Origin of the sequence: Embleya sp. NPDC020886 (genome assembly GCF_044333915.1) — a bacterium.
In the GTDB taxonomy this organism is placed as follows: Bacteria; Actinomycetota; Actinomycetes; order Streptomycetales; family Streptomycetaceae; genus Embleya.
In genome coordinates this window covers 843,246-865,641 of sequence record NZ_JBIRRX010000004.1, presented here as the reverse complement: position 1 = coordinate 865,641, position 22,396 = coordinate 843,246, and the positions used below count along the sequence as shown (strand labels likewise).

The following is a 22,396-nucleotide window of genomic DNA, read 5'->3' as shown; positions in this document are numbered from 1 at the left end:
CGCGACCTTGCTCTGCGTCGCCGTCGAGGCCGGTGAGCGACGTCACCCCAGGACCGGAACGACGGCTTCCCTTTGTGAGGGTTTCGTGGCGAAAACCTGTCGAGGGGACGAAAGCGATCACCCCGTCGGGTTGCCGATGACGGCAACCCGACGGGGTGTCGGTGGTTCCGGGGGTCCGGGCGCGGGCGCCCGGGTGGATCAGGCGAGCGCGACCAGGTCCGCGTAATCCTCGTTCCACAGGTCCTCGACGCCGTCCGGAAGCAGGATGATCCGCTCCGGCTGGAGCGCCTCGACCGCGCCCTCGTCGTGGGTGACCAGGACGACGGCGCCCTCGTAGGTGCGCAGCGCGTCCAGCACCTCGGCGCGGCTGGCCGGGTCGAGGTTGTTGGTGGGCTCGTCCAGGAGCAACACGTTGGCCTTGGAGACCACGAGCGTCGCGAGGGCCAGCCGGGTCTTCTCGCCGCCGGAGAGCACCCCGGCCGGCTTGTCCACGTCGTCGCCGGAGAACAGGAACGAACCCAGCACCTTGCGCACCTCGACCAGGTCGAGGTCGGGCGAGGACGAGCGCATGTTCTCCAGGACCGTGCGCTCCGGGTCGAGCGTCTCGTGTTCCTGTGCGTAGTAACCGAGTTGGAGCCCGTGGCCGGGTTCGATCTTGCCGGTGTCCGGATTCTCGACACCGCCCAGCAGCCGGAGCAGCGTGGTCTTGCCGGCGCCGTTGAGGCCCAGGATGACCACCCGCGAACCCTTGTCGATGGCCAGGTCGACGTCGGTGAAGATCTCCAGCGAGCCGTACGACTTGGACAGGCCGGTCGCCATCAGCGGGGTCTTCCCGCAGGGTGCCGGCTTGGGGAAGCGCAGCTTGGCGACCTTGTCCGACCTGCGCTCGCTCTCCAGCCCGGAGAGCAGCTTCTCGGCGCGCCGGGCCATGTTCTGCGCGGCCACCGTCTTGGTCGCCTTGGCTCGCATCTTGTCGGCCTGGGTGAAGAGCTGGTCGGCCTTCTTCTCCGCGTTGGCCCGCTCGCGCTTGCGCCGGCGCTCGTCGGTCTCGCGCTGGAGCTTGTAGGCGTTCCAGCCGACGTTGTAGATGTCGATGGTGGTGCGGTTGGCGTCCAGGTAGAACACCTTGTTGACGCACGCCTCCATCAGGCCGACATCGTGACTGATCACGATGAAGCCGCCCTTGTAGGTCTTGAGGAACTCGCGCAGCCAGCCGATCGAGTCGGCATCGAGGTGGTTGGTGGGCTCGTCCAGGAGCAACGTGTCGGCGTCCGAGAACAGGATCCGGGCCAGCTCGACCCGGCGCCGCTGGCCACCGGAGAGGGTGTGCAGTTCCTGGCCCAGGATCCGGTCCGGCAACCCCAGGCTGGCCGCGATGGTGGCCGCCTCGGCCTCGGCCGCGTAGCCGCCCTTGGTCAGGAACTCGGTCTCCAGCCGCGAGTACTTGCGCATCGCCTTCGCGGCGGTCTCGCCGCTGGCGCTGGCCATCAGGCCCTCGGCCTCGCGCATCCCGGTCAGCGCCACGTCCAGGCCGCGCGCGGACAGGATCCGATCCCGGGCGAGCACGTCCAGGTCGCCGGTGCGCGGGTCCTGCGGGAGGTAGCCGACCTCGCCGCTGCTGGTGATGGTGCCGGACGCCGGCTGGGTCTCCCCGGCGAGCGTCTTGGTCAGGGTGGTCTTGCCGGCACCGTTGCGGCCGACCAGGCCGATCCGGTCGCCGGCCGCGACCCGGAAGGAGGCCGGTTCGAGCAGGATGCGGGCGCCGGCCCGCAGTTCGACGTTGGTTGCGTTGATCATGAAGGACTGGACTCCCGGTCGGGGACTGACGAAGACGGACGGTCGTGCGGGGCTCGCAGGGGAAGCCACACCGCGCTAAGGCCGCTCGCGGGGATATCCAGAGAAACCGACCATGCACCCGAGTCTACGGGAGCGCCCACACCGGATTCCCGGGCGTCTTGCGGGCAGTGGAGCGACGCGGGCGATAAATACCTGAAAAAGGGATATCCGTCACCCCTGATCCCCCCTCCTCTTCTCCGCAGGCGGTGCCCCGATGCAGTTCGACGACGACGCGGATCTCGACACGTCGCAGATCGAGGACCGCCGCGGTGCGCGCGGCGGCGGGCCGCGCCGACCCGGCGTCGCGGTGGGCGGCGGCGCGGCGGGGCTGATCGTGGTGGTGCTCGGCCTGATCTTCGGCCTGAGCCCGGACCGGCTCGGCCTGAGCGACGACGGCGGCGGTGGCTCCGCGCCGGCGGACAACCGCGCGCTCGAGGACTCGTGCCGCAAGGGCACGGACGCCAACGCACGCGACGACTGTTGGATCGTCGGGGTGGTCAACAGCGTGCAGACGTACTGGACCGACGAATACCGGCGCCAAGGCGCCGCCTACCGACCCGCGCCCACCCGATTCTTCACCGGCAGCACCTCGACCGCGTGCGGCGGGGCGACCTCGGCGGTGGGCCCCTTCTACTGCCCGGGCGATCGCAGGGTCTACATCGACCTGGGCTTCTTCGACGACCTGCGCAGCAGGTTCGGCGCCAGGGGCGGCCCCTTCGCCGAGGCATACGTACTCGCCCACGAGTACGGCCACCACATCCAGGACCTGACCGGCCAAATGGCCAAGGTCGGCAACGACCGCCAGGGCCCGCAGAGCGGCTCGGTCCGCCTCGAACTCCAGGCCGACTGCTACGCGGGCGTCTGGGCCCGCCACGCCACCACGACTCCACAGAGCAACGGCCGCCCCCTGATCACCAGCCTCACCGACCAGGACATCGCCGACGGCCTCGACGCCGCAGCCGCCGTCGGCGACGACCGCATCCAACAACAATTCCAGGGCCGGGTAACCCCCGAAACCTGGACCCACGGCTCCGCAGCACAACGCCAAAAATGGTTCCACCAGGGCTACACCACAGCCGACCCCACCAAATGCAACACCTTCACCACCCCCCTCTAACCCCACCCGACCCACAAGGCCCCATCCCGCCGCCCCCAAAGCAAACCAACCCAGCCGGCGCATGAGGCGAACCAGCCCCGCCGGCGCATGAGGCGAACCAGCCCGGCCGGCGCTTGAGGCGAACCAGCCCGGCCGGCGCATGAGGCCAAATCAGCCCCGCCGGCGCATGAGGCGAACCAGCCCCGCCGGCGCATGAGGCGAACCAGCCCGGCCGGCGCATGAGGCCAAATCAGCCCCGCCGGCGCATGAGGCGAACCAGCCCCGCCGGCGCTTGAGGCGAACCAGCCCGGCCGGCGCATGAGGCCAAATCAGCCCCGCCGGCGCATGAGGCCAAATCAGCCCCGCCGGCGCATGAGGCGAACCAGCCCCGCCGGCGCATGAGGCCAAATCAGCCCCGCCGGCGCATGAGGCCAAATCAGCCCCGCCGGCGCATGAGGCGAACCAGCCCGGCCGGCGCATGAGGCCAATCACCGCAGCCCAGAACTCCCGCGCTCCGCGCCCGAGTTCAAGCCACGGTCTTCACATCGCACCAGACCACCTTCCCATCCGGCACCGGGTAACTCCCCCACTCCTCCGCCATCGCCTCCACCAACAACAACCCACGCCCATGCTCGTCCAGCAGGTCCACCGCACTCCCCGGCTCCGGAAGCGCCGCGTCGTGGTCCACGACCGCGATCCGAATCGAGTTCTCCCTCCGCAGCACCGCCACCGCGACCGTACGACCTCGCGTCGAGTGTTTGACCGCATTGGTGACCAGCTCCGACAGGAGCAGTTCGAGGGTGTCCCCGGGCGCATCGGGAGCTCTCTCGTCGAGCACCCGACGCAGCGCGTGCCGGGCTCGTGGGATCGCCTCCACGGTCGCCGTCAACCGCAACGACAGGAGCAGCGGACCGGCCGAAGCCTCCCCGGATCGCGGCGTTGATGCGGTTTCCCCCACGTCTCCCCCTGCTCTCCCCTGATGGCCCGAACGAGGCGGCCGGTGGCATCGGCGACCTTTGTCCAAGCTAGCCGTCCTTGTCTCCACTGTTGGTGAGATCGACTTCTTTCCCCCTCGTGAAACGTGGCGCGGGCCGGCGATGGACGCGTGACCGGCGCTCGATCGGCGCGCGTCCCCGGCGAAGGCGCCGTCGGGCGCCCTGGACACGGTTCCCGCCCTGCTCGGCGGGGTAGCGATCTCCGACGAAAGCCGCTCCGGGCAGCGCGCCGGGACCGCCGCGTGACCCGGATCGCACGGCCCGAGACGGGGCTCGGGGAACCAACCGATCCGCCGCTTCGTCCCGCAAGCAGATGGCAACGGCCCGGGACACCCCGGTGCCCGCTCGCCACCCGGCCGCTAACGTCGGGGGTACCGACCGCGTCACGGAGGACCTGCATGCAGCCCCGGCTCCAGGCCACTCTGGCCGATTTCGTACCGGCCCTGCGCTTCGTCGCGCCCGAACTCGTCGCGGACTACCTCGAACACGAGCACCTGCCCGCGGCGTGGTGGATGAGCGTGCCCGTGGTCCGGGCCGCGAACACCTTCGGTCGGGACGAGTTGCCGGGGCGCCTGGCCGATCTGGCCTACACCGAGCTTCGACACCTGCGCCTGGGCGACCTGTTGCCGGGGGCGTGGCTGGCCCGCAACGGCTTCCGCCTGTCCCAGTGGCCCGACGGCGCCCGGACGAACGTGATGGTGCGTACACCGGACTGGGCGGACCTGCTCACCACCACCGTGCGCGAGGTCGGCGACTGGACCCAGATCGGTACCTCGACGGTGCGCCCGTTGGTGGCCCGGCTGTTCGAGGAGGTGCTCGGGCTGCTGCCCGAGGACGACGAATCGGTGGACGTGGACGCGATGTTCGACCCACCCGAGACCGCCGCGAGCGAGCCGGTACCGGCACTCGCCTCGGCCTCGACGCTCGAACCGCGACCGGAACCGACCCCGACCGAGCCGGAGCCCGAGCCCGAGCCCGAACCCACCCCCGCACCGGCGCCCGTCCTGATCCCGCCCGCGCCGATCGACGGCGACTGGGACACCCCGGACGACTGGGGCGACCTGGACGAGGACGAACTACGCCCGGTCAAGCTGCCCGAGCCGCTGACCGCCGAACTGGGCACCGTGGTGCGCTGGCTGGCCGACCAGGCGCCGGACGTACCGCTGATGGCGCAACTCGCCCAGGTCACCCTGGAGACCGCCGCGGTGGTCGGCCTGGAGGACGCCTCGGAGGAGGTCCGGACGGCGTTGACCGCGCTGCTCACCCAGGTTCCGTCCGGGCTGCGGGCGTCGCTCGCGATGCCGGCGCCGCCGGTGGCCGGGCCCGGGAGCGACGAAGCGGCGGCCGAGCCGAGCGGGTCGTCCGCGTCGACGCCGGACGCGGCGGAGGGTCGGGACGCGTACGGCGAGATCCCGCCGCCCACCCGGGCCGACGTGGCCCCGGCCGCCGGCCGTCCGAAGCCGGTGCTCCGGACCGAGGACACCTCCGAGGACGCGCCGCCGCGCGCGGTGTCCGCCGAACTCGCGACCGAGGGCGACCAGCCCGGCGTGGACGCGTACGGCGAGACGCCGCCGATGACGGTCGCGGACATCCCGATCCGCACGCTCAAGGGACGCGGCCGGACCGCTACACCCGCCGAACCGGCACCGCAGTCGACATCGAAGGCGGAGCCGGCGCCGAAGTCGAAGTCGAGGTCCGCCGGGTCGGATTCCGCCGAAGACCCCGGGCAGGACGCGTTCGGCGAGGTCCCGCCGCCCACCGCCGGCGCGGTACCGGCGGTGGGCGAGTCGGACGTGCCGCGCACCCCCGAGGGCCTGCGCATCCCGCCCCGACCGAGCCACCCGCCGCGCACCGCACCGGCCCCGACCTCCGCCGCGGAGCCGGCCGCGGCCGCCGCGACCACGGCGGAGGTACCGTCGGTGCCCGCGCCGCCGGACCACTCGGTGGTGCCGCGGACCAACCGGGGCACCAAGGCCGCCGCCGCCGACCTGGAGGCCACCGTCGAGATGGTGCCGGGCACGCTGCCCGCGACCGAGGACGTCACGATGCTCGTCGACCGGCCGCCGTCGCGCGCCGGCGAACCCGGCGGCGGCGACCCGGTCGCCATCCTGGGGTCCTGGTTCACCACCGCCGAACCGCAGCGCAAGGTGCTCGCCCGGGATCGGCTGTTCACCGACGCACCACGCGATCTGGAGTCGTTGGCGGCCGAGTTCGGCACGTCGCCGGCCGAGGTCAAGATCATGGAGCGGGACCTGCGGCGCAGCCTGGACGAGCGGATCGCCCGCTCCGAGGGCGCACCGGTACGGGTGCACCTGAGCTTCGTCCGGGACCGGCTCGGCGTGCTGACCACGGTGTCCGAACTGCGCACGCTGCACCCCAAGCACACCGAGACCGTGCCGGGCCTGGAGATCCAGGTGTGGCAGGTGCTGCGCGGCCTGCTCGGCCTGCACACGTCGGTGGACGGGTGGCTTTCCACCGCGCCGCTCGGCGAGTTGTCCGACCGCACCCAGAGCACCCTGGACGCGGCCTGCGCGCACGGCCCGGTGCCGCTGCGGGCGCTGGAGCGCGACCTGGCCGCGATGGGCATCCGCAAGCCACTGCAGACCGCCTGGATCGGCCGGCTGGAGGGCTTCCAGGTGGAGAACGACCACGTGCTCTCCCGCTCGGCGGACACGCTGGAGCGGCCGGCCCAGAAGCAACAGCCGGCGCCGATCGGCGATCCGTCCTGGACCGCGGGCTGCTTCCGCGAGGACACCGGCGCGTGGGCGTTCCGGGTCGACGTGTCCACCGCGATGCTCGAAGGCGAGCCGGTCAAGGTGCCGGTGGCGTTCGCCCAAGCCCTGGGTGTCACCGCCGGCGGTCAGGTCCGGCTGCACCACGGACACGGCCCGGCGGCGCTGCGCTGGGCCGACACGCCCTACCTGGTGTCGCTGCGCGCGATCCTGGCCGGCCTGTCCGCGCACGAGGGCGACATGGTCTTCATCTCGTCCATCCACCAGGGCCGCCTGGAGGCCCGCCTGGTCCGCGGCGACGCCACGGTCCGCCTGCCCCGCTGGGCCCGCGCCCTACGCCACACCGGCGTCGACCCGGTCCCCGAGCAGGTCAACCTCCCCGAACTCCTCGGCGCCCGCATCGGCCTGGAACCCGGGATCGACCTCAAGGCCGTCCTGCACCGCCTCCAACAACGCGGCGACACCGACGTCCTCGAACTCCTCGGCGTGACCCAGCCCCGCCCCTGACGCGAAAAAGCGCCGGGCGGCCCGACGAAAGTCGACCACCCGGCGCCCCACACCAACCAACACCCAAGACCGATCCGGCCCACCCGGCACACGGGGCCGACTCGGGCCGGCGCACGAGGTCGAGCAGCCCGGCCGGCGCATGAGGCCGAAAGAGCCCGCCGGCCCCGGAAGCTACAGATTGAACCCGAGCGCTCGAAGCTGCTCGCGCCCGTCGTCGGTGATCTTGTCCGGCCCCCACGGCGGCATCCAGACCCAGTTGATCCGCATGTCCGCGACGATCCCCTCGGTCGCACTCCGCGTCTGGTCCTCGATCACGTCCGTCAACGGACACGCCGCACTGGTGAGCGTCATGTCGATGGTGGCGATGTTCGCGTCGTCCACGTGCACGCCGTACACCAGACCCAGGTCGACGACGTTGATCCCGAGCTCGGGGTCGACGACGTCGTACATCGCCTCGGTGACGTCCTCCGGCGTGGCCGCCGGTCGCGCCTGCGTCTCGGTCATTTCTGCCCTTCCGTCGTCTCCGACGCCCGCCCGGGCGTCTCCGGCACCGGCACACGCGTCTCGAGCGCCTGCGCCGTGGCGTCCTTGAAGGCCATCCATCCCAGGAGCGCGCACTTCACCCGCGCCGGGTACTTGCTGACGCCGACGAACGCCACGGCGTCCTCCAGGACGTCCTCGTCCGGCTCGCCCTGCCCCTTGGACTGCATGAGCGCGAGGAAGGCGTCCCCCGCGTGCAGCGCGTCCTCGATGGTGTGCCCGATCACCAGATCGGTCATCACGGACGCGCTGGCCTGACTGATCGAACAGCCCTGGCCCTCGTAGCTGACGTCGAGAACCTTCTCGCCGTCCAGCTTCACGCGCAGCGTGACCTCGTCCCCACAGGTCGGGTTGACGTGGTGGACCTCGGTGTCGAACGGGTCCCGCAGCCCCTTGTTATGGGGGTGCCGGTAGTGATCCAGGATGATCTCCTGGTACATCCCGTCGAGCTTCATCTCTTCGCCTCCCGCCCCTGCCCGGCCGAATCGTTGCTAACCGAAAAACTGTCGAACATGTTCCAGCCCGGCCACCAACGCGTCGACCTCGGCCGGCGTCGAGTAGAGGTAGAACGAGGCTCGTGTGGTCGCCGGCACGCCGAACCGCAGGCAGACCGGGCGGGCGCAGTGGTGGCCCACGCGGACCGCGATGCCCTGCTCGTCGAGCACCTGACCCACGTCGTGCGGGTGGATGTCGCCGAACGTGAAGGAGATCGCCGCACCGCGTGCCACGTTGTCCGCCGGACCGATGATCTTCAGACCCTCGACGGCGTTGAGCGCGTCGATCGCGTAACCCGTGATCGCGTGCTCGTGCGCGGCGATGCGATCCATGCCGATCGCCGACAGGTAGTCGATCGCCGCACCGAGTCCGACCGCCTCCGTGATCGGCGGGGTGCCGGCCTCGAACTTGTGCGGCGCGGGCGCGTACGTGGACGCGCTCATCGTCACGGTCTCGATCATCTCGCCGCCGCCCAGGAACGGCGGAAGCTCCTCCAGCAGGCCCAGCCGGCCCCACAACACGCCGATGCCGGTCGGCCCGCACATCTTGTGGCCGGTGAACGCGACGAAGTCGGCGCCCAGGGCCTGGACGTCGAGCACCATGTGCGGCGCGGCCTGCGACGCGTCGACCACGACCAGGGCGCCGACGTCGTGCGCCCGGCGCACGATCGGCTCCAGGTCGTTGACCGTGCCGAGGATGTTCGAGGTGTGCACGACCGAGACGACCTTGGTCTCCTCGGTGATCACCTGCTCGATGTTCGACAGGTCGAGCCGGCCCTCGTCGGTGAGCCCGAACCACTTGAGCTTCGTGCCGGTGCGCTGCGCGAGCAACTGCCACGGAACGATGTTCGAGTGGTGCTCCATCTCGGTGATCACCACGTCGGCGCCCACGCCGACCTTGAACGGTTCGTCCGCCCAGGTCAGCATGTTGGCCACGAGGTTGATCGCCTCGGAGGAGTTCTTGGTGAAGATCACCTCGTCCCGGCTGGGCGCGTTGATGAACGCCGCGACCTTGTCCCGGGCACCCTCGTACAGCGCGGTGGCCTCTTCGGCCAGCACGTGCACGCCCCGGTGCACGTTCGCGTTGCTGTTCGCGTAGTAGTGCGTCATGGCGTCGATCACCTGACGCGGGGTCTGCGACGTCGCCGCGTTGTCCAGATAGACAAGCGGTTTGTCGCCGTGCAGGAGCCGTTCGAGGATCGGGAAATCCTTGCGGATCGTGTCCGTGTCGAGCAGCCCCGGCAGGTGCACTGTCATGCAGTCCCCCCCTTGCCGGTGTACGCCTCGTAGCCTTCGTCTTCCAGCTTGTCCGCGAGTTCGGCGCCGCCGGACTCGACGATCCGGCCGGCCGCGAACACGTGCACGTGGTCGGGCTTGATGTACTTCAGGATGCGGGTGTAGTGGGTGATCAACAGGGTGCCGATCCGCCCGGTGGCCTGCACCCGGTTCACGCCCTCGGACACCACGCGCAGCGCGTCGACGTCCAGGCCGGAGTCGGTCTCGTCCAGGATCGCGATCTTCGGGCGCAGCAGCTCCAACTGAAGGATCTCGTGGCGCTTCTTCTCGCCGCCGGAGAAGCCCTCGTTGACGTTGCGCTCGGCGAAGGCCGGGTCCATCTGGAGACGCTCCATGGCCTCCTTGACCTCCTTGATCCACAGCCGCAGCTTGGGAGCCTCGCCACGGGTGGCGGTGGCGGCGGTGCGCAGGAAGTTGGACACCGAGACGCCGGCGACCTCGACGGGGTACTGCATGGCGAGGAACAGGCCGGCGCGGGCCCGCTCGTCGACGGTCATGGACAGCACGTCCTCGCCGTCGAGCAGCACACTCCCGCCGGTCACCTGGTACTTCGGGTGGCCCGCGACCGAGTACGCCAGGGTCGACTTGCCGGAGCCGTTCGGGCCCATGATGGCGTGGGTCTCGCCCTGCTTCACGGTCAGGTCGACGCCGCGAAGGATCTCGCGCGGACCGTTCTCGGCGTCCACACTGACGTGCAGGTCGCGGATCTCAAGCGTTGCCATAACGGACTCAGGACTCCTGGTTCACTTCGACATAGACGGCGCCGCCGTCGATCTTCACGGGGTACACGGGGACCGGCAGATTGGCCGGGGGGCCCGAGGGACGGCCGGTACGCAGATCGAAGCGCGAGCCGTGCAGCCAGCATTCGATCGCGCAGTCCTCGACCTCTCCCTCGGAGAGCGACACGTTGGCGTGCGAGCACACGTCGTTGATCGCGTAGACGTCGCCCTCGGTGCGCACGAGGGTGACCGGGACCTCGTCGAGCACGACGCGCAGCGGCGTGTCCTCGTGCAGGTCGGTCTCGGCACACGCCTTGAGGTAGCTCATCGGGCGCCGCCTTCGAGGCGCGCCTCGATCTGCTTCATCAACCGCTCCTGGAGGTCGGCGATGCCGACCCGGGCGATCACCTCGGCGAAGAAGCCGCGCACGACCAGCCGGCGGGCCTCGTCCGCCGGGATGCCGCGCGACTGGAGGTAGAAGAGCTGCTCGTCGTCGAAGCGCCCGGTCGCGCTGGCGTGCCCGGCGCCGGCGATCTCGCCGGTCTCGATCTCCAGGTTGGGCACCGAGTCGGCGCGCGCGCCGTCGGTGAGCACCAGGTTGCGGTTGAGCTCGTAGGTGTCGGTGCCCTCGGCGGCGGCCCGGATGAGCACGTCGCCGATCCACACGGTGTGCGCGTCCGCGCCCTGCAGCGCGCCCTTGTAGGTGACCAGGCTGCGGCACTGCGGCACGTCGTGGTCGACGAACAGCCGGTGCTCCAGGTGCTGGCCGGCGTCGGCGAAGTAGACGCCGTACAGCTCGGCGTCGCCGCCCGGGGCGTCGTAGACCACGCGCGGGAACAGCCGGACCAGGTCGCCGCCGAGGGTGACCACGACCGACGTGAACGACGCGTCCCGACCCACCCGGGTCAGGTGCGAGGCCACGTGCACGGAGTCGGCGTCCCAGTCCTGGATCGACACGACCTTGAGACTGGCGCCGTCGCCGACGATGAACTCGACGTTCTGCGCGTAGGTCGCGGAGCCGCCGTGGTCGAGCACCACGGTCGCCTCGGCGAACCGCTCGACCTCGATCGTGACGTGCCCGAACGCGGTGCCACCGGCGCCGTGCAGGGTGACCACGACCGGCTCGGCGAGCTGTGTGTCCTTGCCGACCACGACGAGCGTGGCCTTCTCGAACGAGCTGTACGCCTGGGCCGCGACCCGGTCGACGGGCGCGCCGGCCCGGCCGATCCGCGCGTCGGTGCGGTCGACGGTCTCGACGGTGACGCCCTCGGGCGCGGTCACCGAGACGGTGACCTCGCCCCGGTCGCCGCCGGCGGCGGTGCCGTCGTGCAGGCCGCGCAGGCGGGCCAGCGGGGTGAACCGCCAGTCCTCCTCGCGACCGGTGGGCACCACGAAGTCGGCCACGTCGTAGGACGCGGCGGCGACCTGACGGGCGTCCGCGGGCTGGGCGACCGAGCGGCCGGTGCCGGGGCCGGCGAGCACGTTCTCGGCCCCGGCCTCGCGCACGGCGATCGATCCGGCGGTGGTGCTACCGGGAGTGTTGGTGTTCGCAGCCATGGACTAGCCCACAGCCCCTTCCATCTGAAGCTCGATCAGGCGGTTCAACTCGAGGGCGTACTCCATGGGGAGTTCGCGCGCGATGGGCTCGACGAACCCGCGCACGATCATCGCCATGGCCTCGTCCTCGGTCATGCCGCGGCTCATGAGGTAGAAAAGCTGGTCGTCGGAGATCTTGGAGACGGTCGCCTCGTGACCCATCGACACGTCGTCCTCGCGGACGTCGACGTACGGGTAGGTGTCCGAGCGGCTGACCGTGTCCACGAGCAGCGCGTCGCACTTGACCGACGAGGTCGAGCCGTGCGCACCCTCCTCGATCTGGACCAGACCGCGGTAGGAGGTGCGGCCACCGCCACGCGCGACCGACTTGGACACGATGTTGGACGACGTGTTCGGGGCGCAGTGCACCATCTTCGAACCGGCGTCCTGGTGCTGGCCCTCGCCCGCGAAGGCGATCGACAGGGTCTCGCCCTTGGCGTGCTCGCCGAGCAGCCACACGGCCGGGTACTTCATGGTGACCTTGGAACCGATGTTGCCGTCGATCCACTCCATCGTGGCGCCCTCGTGGGCCACCGCGCGCTTGGTCACCAGGTTGTACACGTTGTTCGACCAGTTCTGGATGGTCGTGTACCGCACCCGGGCGTTCTTCTTGACGATGATCTCGACCACGGCCGAGTGCAGCGAGTCCGACTTGTAGATCGGCGCCGTGCAGCCCTCGACGTAGTGCACGTGCGAGCCCTCGTCGGCGATGATCAGCGTGCGCTCGAACTGGCCCATGTTCTCGGTGTTGATCCGGAAGTAGGCCTGGAGCGGGATCTCCACGTGCACGCCCGGCGGGACGTAGATGAACGAGCCGCCGGACCACACCGCGGTGTTCAGCGCGGAGAACTTGTTGTCGCCGGTCGGGATGACCGAGCCGAAGTATTCCTTGAACAGCTCCGGGTGCTCGCGCAGCCCGGTGTCGGTGTCCAGGAAGATGACGCCCTGCTCCTCCAGGTCCTCGCGGATCTGGTGGTAGACGACCTCGGACTCGTACTGCGCGGCGACGCCCGCGACCAGGCGCTGCTTCTCCGCCTCCGGGATGCCGAGGCGGTCGTAGGTGTTCTTGATGTCCTCGGGCAGGTCCTCCCACGAGGCGGCCTGCTTCTCGGTCGAGCGCACGAAGTACTTGATGTTGTCGAAGTCGATCCCGGAGAGGTCGGAGCCCCACGTCGGCATCGGCTTCTTGCCGAAGAGCCGAAGGCCCTTCATGCGCTGCTTCAACATCCACTCGGGCTCGGACTTCTTCGCCGAGATATCCGCGACGACCTCTTCGGAGATGCCTCGTCGCGCCGAGGCGCCGGCGGTGTCCGAGTCGGCCCAGCCGTACTCGTAGGTGCCCAGGCCCTCGAGCTCGGGGCGAGCGTCGGTGGTCATGAAGTAGTCCTCCCGGAAGCCGGGGTGGCGTCGGTCGATTCCCGCGAACGGGAAGGGCCCCGGCGCGGCGGATTCTTGTCTTCGCTGCGTTTGCGGCCGGACGAGCCGGCCAGGCCGGACGAGCCGACCTTCGGGCCGGACGAGCCGACCCCGCGACCGGTCGCACCGGCCGATTCAACCTGCACAGCGGGAACGTGCGTGGTGCAGACGCCGTCGCCGTGGGCGATCGTCGCCAGCCGTTGCACGTGCGTGCCGAGAAGGCGTGCGAACACCTCGGCCTCGGCCTCGCAGAGCTGCGGGAACCGCTCGGCGACATGAGCCACCGGACAGTGGTGCTGGCAAAGCTGCTCTCCGCCGGGTGCGGGCCGCGCACTCGCGGCATACCCGTCGGCGGACAGCGCCTCGGCCAGCGCTCGGGCCCGCTCCCCGGGAGGCGCGGACTCGACCGAGGGACGATACCTCTCCTCGCGGGCGGCAAGCCGCTCGCGGGCGAATTTCGCCACCGCCTCGTTGCCGAGATGCTCGGCCACGAAGCTCAGCGCCTCGGCCGCCAGCTCGTCGTACTCCTGGTGGAACCCGGAGCGGCCGACGTCGGTGAGCGCGAACACCTTGGCCGGACGGCCCCGGCCTCGGCGCCCGTGGACGCGCTGTTCGGTGGCCTCGACTACACCCTCGGCGACCAGTGCGTCCAGATGGCGACGCACGCCCGCCGGGGTCAGCTCCAATCGTTCGGCCAGATCCGCCGCGGTGGACGGGCCGTGGTCGACGATCGAACGGGTGACCCGGTGCCGGGTGCCCTCGTGACCGTCATGCTCGGGCGTGCCGACAGCCGCGGCGGGGGTCCGCCTCGGTGCCTCTTCGCTCGTCCGCATGTATTCCACAACACCATTGTTGCGTTAATCGTTCGCCAGACCAAACGGTGATCACGTGCGGTCCGTCACTTAGGCGTGCCTAACAACACACTCGCGCGGACGACCCCTCCGACCTGCGGATTTTCCTGACACACCGTCAGGTGCGCCGATCCGGAAGACCCCCACACGAGGGGCACCCGGACCTTTCTAGACTGACTCGTCATGGACTCCTCGCCGCCGGCAGTCGCGATCACCGGCCTGGTCAAGCGCTACGGCGACAAGACCGCCGTGGACGGGCTCTCGCTCACCGTCGAACGCGGCCTGGTGACCGCGGTGCTCGGCCCCAACGGAGCCGGCAAGACCAGCACGATCGAGATCTGCGAGGGCTACCGGCGGGCCGACGCGGGACGGGTACGGGTGCTCGACCTGGACCCGGTGCGCGACGCCGCCGCGCTGCGGCCCCGGATCGGGGTGATGTTGCAGGCGGGCGGCGTGTACTCGGGAGCCCGCGCCGAGGAGATGTTGCGCCACGTCGCGAAGCTGCACGCGAACCCCCTGGACGTGCCGATGCTGATCGAGCGACTGGGCCTGGACTCGTGCGGGCGCACCACCTACCGGCGGTTGTCCGGCGGACAGCAGCAGCGCCTCGCGCTCGCGCTCGCCGTGGTCGGCCGCCCCGAGCTGGTCTTCCTGGACGAGCCGACCGCCGGCCTCGACCCGCACGCCCGGCACGCCACCTGGGACCTGGTGCGCGAGCTGCGCACCGACGGGGTGAGCGTGGTGCTGACCACCCACCTGATGGACGAGGCGGAAAAGCTCGCCGACGAGGTGGCGATCGTGGATCGGGGTCGGGTGATCGCGTCCGGCTCGCCCGAGGCGCTGTGCCACGACGGCGCGGAGAATTCGCTGCGCTTCGCCGGGCCGCCCGGCCTGGACCTGGGCTCGCTGCTGAACGCGCTCCCGGAGGGCGCCAAGGCGATCGAGGTCTCCCGCGGCGCGTACCGGATCGAGGGCGACATCGACCCGCAACTGCTGGCCACGGTCACCTCGTGGTGCGCGCAGCACGGGGTGATGCCGGAGCGGCTGACCGTGGAACGACGCAGCCTGGAGGACGTGTTCATGGAGCTGACCGGACGGGAGCTGCGGAGTTGAGCGCGGTGGCGAAGGAGCAGACGCGCGGTACGTTCGTGCCCGCGCCGGGGGCGGCGCCGCTGCGCCGGATGATCCTGGCGCAGAGCGCCCTGGAAACCCGGATGTTGCTGCGCAACGGCGAACAACTGTTGCTGACGATCATCATCCCCACGCTGCTGCTGGTGGTCTTCTCCTCGGCGGACATCGTGGACACCGGGGACGGCGAGCGGGTGGACTTCCTGGCGCCGGGAGTGCTCGCGCTGGCGGTGTTGTCGACCGCGTTCACCGGGCAGGCGATCGCGACCGGGTTCGAGCGGCGCTACGGCGTGCTCAAACTGCTCGGCTCGACGCCGCTGCCGCGCTGGGGGCTGATGGTCGCCAAGACGGCCTGCGTGTTGTTGGTGGAGATCCTCCAGGTGGCGCTGCTCGTGGTGATCGCGCTGGCGCTGGGTTGGTCGCCGCACGGGAATCCCGTGTGGGTGGTCCTGCTCCTGGTCCTGGGCACGGCGGCGTTCTCCGGGCTGGGCCTGCTGATGGCCGGGACGCTGCGGGCCGAGGCCACCCTGGCCGCCGCCAACCTGGTGTTCGTCCTGCTGCTGCTGGGCGGCGGGGTGATCGTGCCGCTGGACAAATTCCCCTCCGGGGTCGAGCACACGCTCGCGCTGCTGCCGATCTCGGCGTTGTCGGACGGGCTGCGGGACGTGCTCCGGGACGGATCGGGGTTGCCGTTGGGCGACTTGGCGATTCTGGCGGTCTGGGCGGTTTTGGGGCTGGGCGCGGCGGCGCGCTTCTTCCGCTGGGAGTAGGGCCCGCGAGCGGGGCCGGGGGGCGGCGGGATCGGCGTCGACGGACACCCCTGGTGCGCTTGTGAATTCATTCACGACGTAGCATGTCGCGCATGAGTCTGCAGGCCGTCTCCCCACTCGTCGCGCGCCGCGTGTTCCTCGCGAACCTGGTGGCGCAGATCGGCATCGTCGTCACGGGCGGTCTCGTCCGACTCACCGACTCGGGCCTGGGCTGCGACACCTGGCCCCGGTGCGACAGCGACACCAGCAACTGGACGCCGCACGAGGCGGTGAGCCACCACGCGTACATCGAGTTCGGCAACCGCATGCTGACCTACGTGGTCGGCGCGATCGCGGTGGCCTGCGTGGTGGCCGCGTACCGGCTGACCGTGCGCCGCAAGGACATCACCACGCTGGCCTGGATCCAGATCGGCACCGTGGTCGGCCAGGCCGTGCTGGGCGGCATCACCGTGCTCACCGACCTGCACCCGATGGCGGTGGCCAGTCACCTGCTCCTGTCCATGTTGCTGATCGCGTCGGCGGTCGCGCTGTACGAACGCGCCGGCGAGGGCGACGCGCCGGCCCGGCTGCTGGTCCGCCCGGAGATCCGCTGGTTCGGCTACGGCACGTTGGCGGTGGCCGGCGCGCTGATCGTGATCGGCACCGTGGTCACCGGCTCCGGACCGCACGCCGGCGACCTCAAGGCCAAGCGCTTCGACGTGGACATCGACCAGATGGCCTGGCTGCACGCCGACCTGGCCTTCCTGCTCCTGGGCGCGGCCGTCGCACTGGCCCTGGCCATGCGCGTCACCGACGCCCCCGAGGCCGGCCAACGCCGCGTGTGGTGGCTGCTGGCCGTGCTGATCCCACAGGGTCTGATCGGCTACGTCCAGTACTTCAACGGGCTGCCCGAGTGGATGGTGCTCACCCACATGTTCGGCGCCGCCCTCACCGTGGTCACCGCCGTTCGGGCCCTCTTCGGCCTGCGCATGCGCGGCGACACCCCGCCCGAGGCCGGGGCGGACGACCTCGACGCCGAACTGCGCGAACCGGTCGCCACCAGCTACTGACCCGCCGCCGGCCGCTCGGCGCAGCGCCGTCGTCGGCGGGACGCGGAGTCCGTCACGGGTGGGTTCGGGCCGCGGGGTTCACGCGCGGCGGGCGTTCGCCCGACGAACGGCCTCCGGGGCCGTTCGTCGGGCGAGCGTCGGTCAGCGGCTGGGCACCGCCAGCAGGAGTGCGAAGCGGTTGCGGGTGTCGGTCCACCACTGGCGGACGGTGAAGCCCGCGTCGGCCAGTTCGACGAGCAGGGCCTCGTGGCGGAACTTGGTGGAGATCTCGGTACGCAGGAGTTCGCCGCGGGCGAAGTCGACGGAGAGGTCGACGACCGGGATCTTGACGGTCTGGTCGACGCGCGAGCGCAGGTGCATCTCGATCCGCTCCGCCTCGGCGTTCCACAGGGCGACGTGGTCGTAGGCGTCGGGGTCGAAGTCGGCGTCGAGTTCGCGGTTGAGCACGTGCAGCACGTTCTTGTTGAAGGCGGCGGTGACGCCCTGGCTGTCGTCGTAGGCGGCCACCAGCACGTCCGGGTCCTTGACCAGGTCGACGCCGAGCAGCAGGGTGTCGTCGGCGCTCAGGGCGCGGCGCAGGATGCGGTAGAAGTCCGTGCGCTGGGCCGGGTCGAGGTTGCCGAGCGTGCTGCCCAGGAAGCTGAGCAGGCGTGGGCCGGGTTCGTCGGCCAGGGCCAGGTCGTGTTCGAAATCGGTGACCGTGGCCGCGACCCGCAGTGCCGGGTAGTCCCGACACAGCGCCTCGCCGGCCTGGATCAGCGCCGAGTCGCTCACGTCCAGCGGCACATAGCGGTCCAGCGTGCCGGCGGCGGTGAGCGCGTCCAGGAGCAGCCGGGTCTTGCGGGAGGAGCCGGAGCCGAGCTCGATCAGGGTGTGCGCCCGGGTGACGGCGGCGATCTCGGCGGCGCGCCGGGTGAGGATCTCCTGTTCGGCGCGGGTGGGGTAGTACTCGGGCAGGTGGGTGATCTCCTCGAACAGCTCGCTGCCGCGCGCGTCGTAGAACCACTTCGGTGGCAGCGACTTGCTCGGCGCCGTCAGGCCCCGGAGCACGTCGGCGCGCAGGGTGCTGTCGAAATAGTCGGCGGGCAGCCGGTGATCGAGGGTGAAGCGGCTGTTCATGGGACGCCGTTCCTGTGGGGCGGATGACGGACGTGCGGCGACGGCCCGGACCGGGCGGATCGCGGCGATGCGGACACCGCTGCGGGTGGCCAGGAGGAGCGAGTGTTCGGGTACCTCGCACCACCGGCCCCAACCGTCGCCGGTGTTCTCGTCGGGCTCGGAGGCCACCAGGACCCGCCCGGGGGCGGTGCGGTACCAGAGGGTGTCCCCGTATCGGGTCGCGAAGACGGTGCCGCCGTCGGTGAGCAGCAGGTTGAGCCGGGCGCCCGGACGCACCTCGGCGATCTGTCGGACCAGCGCGCTCATCGCCCCGCCGACGGGCTCGCGCCGGCGGATGCGGCGCGCGAGCATGGCCCACAGCAGTGCCGAGTCGCACCGGGTCTCCAGGGCCAGCAGGTCGGCCGGATCGAGCGCGGGCCCGATCGGCAACCTGGTCCAGTCCGGGATCGCGCCGTTGTGGCTGAACAACCAGCGGCCGTCCCGGAACGGCGCCGCCGCGGCGGCGTCGGCACTGGTCCCGGCGGTCGCGCTGCGCACGGCGGCCAGGAACGCGCCGCTGCGCACGGTGCGGGCCAGATCGGGCAGGTTCGGGTCGGCCCAGATCGGCAACGCGCGCCGGTAGCGGGCGGGTTCGACGTCCGCAGCGGCCTCGGCCCCGCCGGTGGGCTGCTCCGACGCGGCCGGCCCGCCCGGATACCAGCCGAAGCCGAAGCCGTCCACGTTGACCGTCCCGTACCGCTGCCGACGCGGCGCCCAGGACTGCTCGTAGAGGCCGTGCGCCGGGTCGACCAGCACCTCGGCGAGGGTGACCTCCGGGCCCAGATAGGCCAGATGACGGCACATCAGCGGCCGTCCCGGGGTGCCGCGTCGCGGGCGGTCCGGAAGCCGGCGAAGATCTGCCGACGAATCGGCAGGTCCCAGTTGCGGAACGTGCCCCGGGCGACCACTTCGTCGACCCCGAACGCGCCGCCGCGCAGCACCTTGTGTCCGGGGCCGAAGAACACCTCGGAGTACTCCCGGTACGGGAACGCCGCGAACCCGGGGTAGGGCAGGAAGTCCGAGGCGGTCCACTCCCAGACGTCGCCCAGCAACTGCCGGGCCCCACAGGCGGCGGCGCCCGCCGGGTACGCGCCGGCGGCCGCCGGTCGCAGGTGCCGTTGGCCCAGGTTGGCGTGCTCGGGGGTGGGCTCCGCGTCGCCCCACGGATACCGCCGCGAGCGCCCCGCGGCCGGATCGTGCCGGGCCGCCTTCTCCCACTCGGCCTCGGTCGGCAATCGCCGGCCGGCCCAGCGGGCGTAGGCGTCGGCCTCGTACCAGCACACGTGCAGGACCGGCTCGTCCAGCGGCACCGGCTCGACACGGCCGAACCGTCGGCGCAGCCACGTGTCGCCGTCCCGATGCCAGAACAGCGGGGCGGTGAGGTCGGCCTCCCGTCGATGGCGCAGGCCCTCCGGACTCCACCAGCGGGACTCGGCATAGCCGCCGTCGGCGATGAACTCCAGGTAGTCCCCGTTGCTCACCGGCACGGTGTCCAACCAGAACTCCGGTACGTCCACGACGTGCGCGGGTCGTTCGTTGTCCAGCGCCCACGGATCGGTGTCCGTACCCATCTCGAACGTGCCCGCCGGGATCAGGACTTCGCTCGGCAGGGTGTCGGCGTCGGTCGCCCCGGGTGGTGCGGGGGCGTGCAACACCGGCTCACCGAGTCGGAGTTGGTGGGTCGCCAGCATGGTCTCGTCGTGCTGCTGTTCGTGCTGGGCGAGCATGCCGAACACGAATCCGTCGGCCAGCAGCGGATCGCCGCCGGTGCCCAGATCGGCGGATTCCAGTACGCGTGCCGCGAGTTCGCGCACCCGGCCGACGTACTCCCGGGCCTGCTCGGGATCGAGCAGCGGCAACGCGGGCCGATCCGCGCGCGGGTGTCGGAACGCGTCGTAGAGCGGGTCCAGGTCCGGGCGCAGCGCGGGTTCGCCTCCCGCGCGGCGGACCAGCCACAGCTCCTCCTGGTTGCCGATGTGCGCCAGGTCCCAGACCAGGGGTGACATCAACGGGGAGTGCTGCGCGGCCAGTTCCTTGTCGGTCAGGCAGTCGGTCAGGGCCAGCGTGCGGTGTCGGGCCCGGGTCAGCGCGGCCGCGGCTATCGACCGGCGGTCGGCGGGCGGGGGTTCGACGGGGGCCTCGATCGGCCCGGTGGCCGCCGTGGACCGGGCGGCCCGGGTCGTCGCCGGTCCGGACCGCTTCGACTGCTTCGACGCCTTCGACGGCTGCGATGGCTTCAACGACTTCATCGTCCGGTCCTTTCCAGCAGGTCGTCCGCGGGACATCGGCCCCGTTCGGCGTAGCGCCGGGTGAATTCGGCGACGGTCGCCCGGAGCGCGCCGGGGGCGTCGGCGTCGGCCAGGGCGTTCTCGGCGGCGGCGAAACAGGCCCGAACGGCCTTGCCGAGTACCGGATCGGCGGGTCCGAGTCGGGCGGCCCGGCTCCAGAGCGAGTCGGTCGGTACGGCCGAGCCGTTCGGACACAGCGGCTCGGTCGCCTCCCACGCGGCCTCGGCCGCGGCGGGATCGTCCAGCAGCGTGGCGGCCACGGCGGCGGGGACGACCCAGTCGTCACCGCACTGGGCGTCGATCATCCGCAATTCCAGCCAACCGCGCGGGCGAACCGGCGGGAAGAGCGTGGTCAGGTGGTAGTCGAGATCCTCCAGGGTGGGTGGGCGCACACCGGGTGCGCCGCGCAGCCAGGAGCGGAAGGTCAGCCCCTCGGGTGCGGTCCAGCCGTCCGCCGAAGCACCGCGTACACACAGCAGCGGGGCGTCCAGCGCGTAGCACGCCCAGACGGCGCGCGGATCGGGGTCGCTTCCCGGCGGTGCTCCCGGCGGCCGGGTGCGGCCGGGGTCCATCCGGGCCCAGACGAGTTGTCGGGTCGACCGCCATCCGGTCGGTTTGCCCTGCCACAGCGGCGAGTTGGCGAACGCGGCGACCAGTACCGGGCCGAGTCGGTGGGTCAGTTCCCACCGCGATCGGTAACCCCGGCGGCCGTCGCCCTCCTCACCCGCGTCCAGGTTGACCTGCACGGACGCGGTGCCGCGCATCATCATCCGGCCCCATGAGCCGTCCCGGTCGAAGTACGCCTCCATCGCCCGATAGCGGGGATGGTCCACCACTCGTGGTGGGTCCTGATACGGCTCCAGGCCGTGGCCGGCGAGTACCAGTCCGTTCGCGGCCAGCGCCTGCTCCAGGGCGGCCGTGTCGGCCCGGAGGTCTTCGGCGCATCGGGCGAGCGATGTGGCGGGCGGTGAACTCAGCTCGACCTGCCCACCCGGCTCACGGGTCAACCTGCTGCCGAACGGCAGCCCCTTCGCCTTCAGCGGGGCCAGGGCCTCGTCCAGCCGCTCCGGCGCCACCTCCCGGCGGGCGTCGGCGCCGTCGTGCACGATCCATTCCAACTCGATCCCGACCCGTGCGGGTGGGCCGGTCTTGAAGCACACGCCGTGTACGTGGGCCTGTGCGTCGTCCTCCTTCAGAGCGATAGCCATCGCTTCACTCCTTCACTCACTCCATCGTGTGGCCCCGGGTTCGGTCCCACACATGGCCCCCAGTTTGTCCCTCACGTAACTTTCCCGCTCTGCTGTACCCGTCGAATGCGACCGGAACACCCGTACCCCCATGAAGCCCGAACCACGCCCGGATGGCGCCCGCGCGCCCCCCGGCGAGACGAACCGGTTGTCCGGGGCCGATCCGCGCGCAGCCGTGCGGTGGCGGCGGGGCGGCGGGCAGTTTCGGGCGCGCCGAAGGGCGGCACCGCAGGGCGGGCCGCTCGGGTGTGGCCGCCGGCCGCCTCCGCCGGGGCGTCGTCGACGACGCCGCCGATACGGCCGCGCGAGTGAGATCTACGAGGCCAACCGCTCACCTGCGGTGTGACCGGAGCCGATCGGGGCGACACCATGTTCGGGCGGGTTGATCTCGGCCCACACCGCGTCGAGGGAGAGGCCGAGGACGTCGGCGATCGCCGCGATGGTCGGGAAGGCCGGGGTCGCCACGCGGCCCGTCTCGATCTTGCGGAGGGTCTCCGGCGAGACACCCGCGTCGAGCGCGGTCTCCAGCATCGAGCGTTCTCCCCGGGCGCGACGCAGCAGGGCGCCGAGGCGTTCGCCGCGCTCGACCTCCGCGGGAGTGAGGGGCAATCTGACCATGGCGCCGATTCTAATACCGGTACAGTTAGACCGGTATAGTTATTGGAAACGCAAGGAGGA

19 protein-coding genes and 1 pseudogene are annotated in these 22,396 nt (G+C 71.1%); 5 read left to right on the top strand and 15 right to left on the bottom strand.

What is annotated here, in order from left to right; all coding sequences use genetic code 11:
* Nucleotides 1-198: 198 nt before the first annotated feature.
* On the bottom strand, nt 199-1,797 hold the full coding sequence (locus ACH4U8_RS18825; RefSeq protein WP_360305287.1) for an ABC-F family ATP-binding cassette domain-containing protein: 1,599 nt from the start codon (nt 1,795-1,797) through the stop codon (nt 199-201).
* A gap of 253 nt (nt 1,798-2,050) precedes the next feature.
* Here ACH4U8_RS18825 and ACH4U8_RS18820 point away from each other — a divergent pair, with 253 nt between their 5' ends.
* Entirely contained in the window at nt 2,051-2,953 is a 903-nt protein-coding gene (locus ACH4U8_RS18820; protein ID WP_395778822.1) for a neutral zinc metallopeptidase, read from the top strand.
* A 505-nt stretch (nt 2,954-3,458) separates the two neighbouring features.
* Here ACH4U8_RS18820 and ACH4U8_RS18815 read toward each other — a convergent pair.
* Nucleotides 3,459-3,890 carry an ATP-binding protein gene (locus ACH4U8_RS18815; RefSeq protein ID WP_395778820.1) on the bottom strand — a complete coding sequence of 144 codons (432 nt, stop codon included), beginning with the start codon at nt 3,888-3,890 and terminating at the stop codon, nt 3,459-3,461.
* A gap of 435 nt (nt 3,891-4,325) precedes the next feature.
* On the opposite strand from ACH4U8_RS18815, the gene ACH4U8_RS18810 reads away from it, so the two are divergent.
* A complete protein-coding gene (locus ACH4U8_RS18810; protein ID WP_395778818.1) occupies nt 4,326-7,166 on the top strand; it encodes a hypothetical protein in 2,841 nt (946 codons plus the stop codon).
* Nucleotides 7,167-7,337: 171 nt separating this feature from the next.
* Here ACH4U8_RS18810 and ACH4U8_RS18805 read toward each other — a convergent pair whose 3' ends face one another.
* From ACH4U8_RS18805 to ACH4U8_RS18770, 8 genes are read right to left on the bottom strand one after another with little or no spacing between them, the layout of a single operon-like run.
* Entirely contained in the window at nt 7,338-7,670 is a 333-nt protein-coding gene (locus tag ACH4U8_RS18805; protein WP_020553543.1) for a metal-sulfur cluster assembly factor, read from the bottom strand.
* Nucleotides 7,667-8,161, bottom strand: a complete 495-nt coding sequence (gene sufU / locus ACH4U8_RS18800; protein ID WP_360305279.1) for a Fe-S cluster assembly sulfur transfer protein SufU — start codon at nt 8,159-8,161, stop codon at nt 7,667-7,669. Before sufU ends, ACH4U8_RS18805 begins: the two co-directional genes overlap by 4 nt.
* 36 nt (nt 8,162-8,197) lie before the next feature.
* Complete coding sequence (locus tag ACH4U8_RS18795; protein ID WP_360305277.1) at nt 8,198-9,457, bottom strand: cysteine desulfurase; 1,260 nt, start codon at nt 9,455-9,457, stop codon at nt 8,198-8,200.
* Nucleotides 9,454-10,218: a Fe-S cluster assembly ATPase SufC gene (gene sufC / locus ACH4U8_RS18790; RefSeq protein ID WP_395778816.1), complete on the bottom strand. Its 765-nt coding sequence runs from the start codon at nt 10,216-10,218 to the stop codon at nt 9,454-9,456. Before sufC ends, ACH4U8_RS18795 begins: the two co-directional genes overlap by 4 nt.
* 7 nt (nt 10,219-10,225) lie before the next feature.
* Nucleotides 10,226-10,543: a non-heme iron oxygenase ferredoxin subunit gene (locus tag ACH4U8_RS18785; RefSeq protein ID WP_360305273.1), complete on the bottom strand. Its 318-nt coding sequence runs from the start codon at nt 10,541-10,543 to the stop codon at nt 10,226-10,228.
* Nucleotides 10,540-11,772 carry a Fe-S cluster assembly protein SufD gene (sufD, locus tag ACH4U8_RS18780; protein ID WP_360305271.1) on the bottom strand — a complete coding sequence of 411 codons (1,233 nt, stop codon included), beginning with the start codon at nt 11,770-11,772 and terminating at the stop codon, nt 10,540-10,542. The genes ACH4U8_RS18785 and sufD overlap by 4 nt, the downstream gene beginning before the upstream one ends.
* Before the next feature lie 3 nt (nt 11,773-11,775).
* Complete coding sequence (gene sufB / locus ACH4U8_RS18775) at nt 11,776-13,188, bottom strand: Fe-S cluster assembly protein SufB (RefSeq protein ID WP_360305269.1); 1,413 nt, start codon at nt 13,186-13,188, stop codon at nt 11,776-11,778.
* Nucleotides 13,185-14,060 carry a metalloregulator ArsR/SmtB family transcription factor gene (locus ACH4U8_RS18770; RefSeq protein WP_360305489.1) on the bottom strand — a complete coding sequence of 292 codons (876 nt, stop codon included), beginning with the start codon at nt 14,058-14,060 and terminating at the stop codon, nt 13,185-13,187. Before ACH4U8_RS18770 ends, sufB begins: the two co-directional genes overlap by 4 nt.
* A 201-nt stretch (nt 14,061-14,261) precedes the next feature.
* Here ACH4U8_RS18770 and ACH4U8_RS18765 point away from each other — a divergent pair, with 201 nt between their 5' ends.
* The 3 genes from ACH4U8_RS18765 to ACH4U8_RS18755 all read left to right on the top strand — a co-directional run bounded on the left by ACH4U8_RS18765 (nt 14,262) and on the right by ACH4U8_RS18755 (nt 17,025).
* Nucleotides 14,262-15,191, top strand: a complete 930-nt coding sequence (locus ACH4U8_RS18765; protein ID WP_360305267.1) for an ABC transporter ATP-binding protein — start codon at nt 14,262-14,264, stop codon at nt 15,189-15,191.
* Nucleotides 15,192-15,259: 68 nt separating this feature from the next.
* Nucleotides 15,260-15,976 carry an ABC transporter permease gene (locus ACH4U8_RS18760; RefSeq protein ID WP_395778904.1) on the top strand — a complete coding sequence of 239 codons (717 nt, stop codon included), beginning with the start codon at nt 15,260-15,262 and terminating at the stop codon, nt 15,974-15,976.
* A gap of 92 nt (nt 15,977-16,068) precedes the next feature.
* On the top strand, nt 16,069-17,025 hold the full coding sequence (locus ACH4U8_RS18755) for a COX15/CtaA family protein (RefSeq protein WP_360305265.1): 957 nt from the start codon (nt 16,069-16,071) through the stop codon (nt 17,023-17,025).
* 141 nt (nt 17,026-17,166) lie between these two features.
* Here ACH4U8_RS18755 and egtD read toward each other — a convergent pair whose 3' ends face one another.
* The 5 genes and pseudogenes from egtD to ACH4U8_RS18730 all read right to left on the bottom strand — a co-directional run bounded on the left by egtD (nt 17,167) and on the right by ACH4U8_RS18730 (nt 22,336).
* Entirely contained in the window at nt 17,167-18,144 is a 978-nt protein-coding gene (gene egtD, locus ACH4U8_RS18750) for an L-histidine N(alpha)-methyltransferase (RefSeq protein WP_360305485.1), read from the bottom strand.
* Nucleotides 18,145-18,264: 120 nt separating this feature from the next.
* A pseudogene (gene egtC / locus ACH4U8_RS18745) lies at nt 18,265-18,987 on the bottom strand (ergothioneine biosynthesis protein EgtC); the annotation flags it as partial.
* Nucleotides 18,987-20,432 (bottom strand): ergothioneine biosynthesis protein EgtB, encoded by a 1,446-nt coding sequence (gene egtB / locus ACH4U8_RS18740; RefSeq protein ID WP_395778814.1) that lies wholly within the window; start codon nt 20,430-20,432, stop codon nt 18,987-18,989. The gene egtB and the pseudogene egtC, both read right to left, overlap by 1 nt.
* A complete protein-coding gene (gene egtA / locus ACH4U8_RS18735) occupies nt 20,429-21,679 on the bottom strand; it encodes an ergothioneine biosynthesis glutamate--cysteine ligase EgtA (protein WP_395778812.1) in 1,251 nt (416 codons plus the stop codon). The genes egtB and egtA overlap by 4 nt, the downstream gene beginning before the upstream one ends.
* A 354-nt stretch (nt 21,680-22,033) precedes the next feature.
* Entirely contained in the window at nt 22,034-22,336 is a 303-nt protein-coding gene (locus ACH4U8_RS18730) for a helix-turn-helix transcriptional regulator (RefSeq protein ID WP_360305259.1), read from the bottom strand.
* Nucleotides 22,337-22,396 lie beyond the last annotated feature (60 nt).

Excerpts from the sequence above, each read along its gene's own strand:
- sufC (WP_395778816.1), bottom strand. The coding sequence starts at position 10,218 with ATGGCAACGCTTGAGATCCGCGACCTGCACGTCAGTGTGGACGCCGAG.
- egtA (WP_395778812.1), bottom strand. The coding sequence starts at position 21,679 with ATGGCTATCGCTCTGAAGGAGGACGACGCACAGGCCCACGTACACGGC.
- egtD (WP_360305485.1), bottom strand. The coding sequence starts at position 18,144 with ATGAACAGCCGCTTCACCCTCGATCACCGGCTGCCCGCCGACTATTTC.
- ACH4U8_RS18795 (WP_360305277.1), bottom strand. The coding sequence starts at position 9,457 with ATGACAGTGCACCTGCCGGGGCTGCTCGACACGGACACGATCCGCAAG.
- ACH4U8_RS18765 (WP_360305267.1), top strand. The coding sequence starts at position 14,262 with ATGGACTCCTCGCCGCCGGCAGTCGCGATCACCGGCCTGGTCAAGCGC.
- sufU (WP_360305279.1), bottom strand. The coding sequence starts at position 8,161 with ATGAAGCTCGACGGGATGTACCAGGAGATCATCCTGGATCACTACCGG.
- ACH4U8_RS18810 (WP_395778818.1), top strand. The coding sequence starts at position 4,326 with ATGCAGCCCCGGCTCCAGGCCACTCTGGCCGATTTCGTACCGGCCCTG.
- ACH4U8_RS18820 (WP_395778822.1), top strand. The coding sequence starts at position 2,051 with ATGCAGTTCGACGACGACGCGGATCTCGACACGTCGCAGATCGAGGAC.
- ACH4U8_RS18755 (WP_360305265.1), top strand. The coding sequence starts at position 16,069 with ATGAGTCTGCAGGCCGTCTCCCCACTCGTCGCGCGCCGCGTGTTCCTC.
- ACH4U8_RS18785 (WP_360305273.1), bottom strand. The coding sequence starts at position 10,543 with ATGAGCTACCTCAAGGCGTGTGCCGAGACCGACCTGCACGAGGACACG.
- ACH4U8_RS18770 (WP_360305489.1), bottom strand. The coding sequence starts at position 14,060 with ATGCGGACGAGCGAAGAGGCACCGAGGCGGACCCCCGCCGCGGCTGTC.
- sufD (WP_360305271.1), bottom strand. The coding sequence starts at position 11,772 with ATGGCTGCGAACACCAACACTCCCGGTAGCACCACCGCCGGATCGATC.
- ACH4U8_RS18805 (WP_020553543.1), bottom strand. The coding sequence starts at position 7,670 with ATGACCGAGACGCAGGCGCGACCGGCGGCCACGCCGGAGGACGTCACC.
- egtB (WP_395778814.1), bottom strand. The coding sequence starts at position 20,432 with ATGAAGTCGTTGAAGCCATCGCAGCCGTCGAAGGCGTCGAAGCAGTCG.
- ACH4U8_RS18825 (WP_360305287.1), bottom strand. The coding sequence starts at position 1,797 with ATGATCAACGCAACCAACGTCGAACTGCGGGCCGGCGCCCGCATCCTG.
- ACH4U8_RS18760 (WP_395778904.1), top strand. The coding sequence starts at position 15,260 with ATGATCCTGGCGCAGAGCGCCCTGGAAACCCGGATGTTGCTGCGCAAC.
- sufB (WP_360305269.1), bottom strand. The coding sequence starts at position 13,188 with ATGACCACCGACGCTCGCCCCGAGCTCGAGGGCCTGGGCACCTACGAG.
- ACH4U8_RS18730 (WP_360305259.1), bottom strand. The coding sequence starts at position 22,336 with ATGGTCAGATTGCCCCTCACTCCCGCGGAGGTCGAGCGCGGCGAACGC.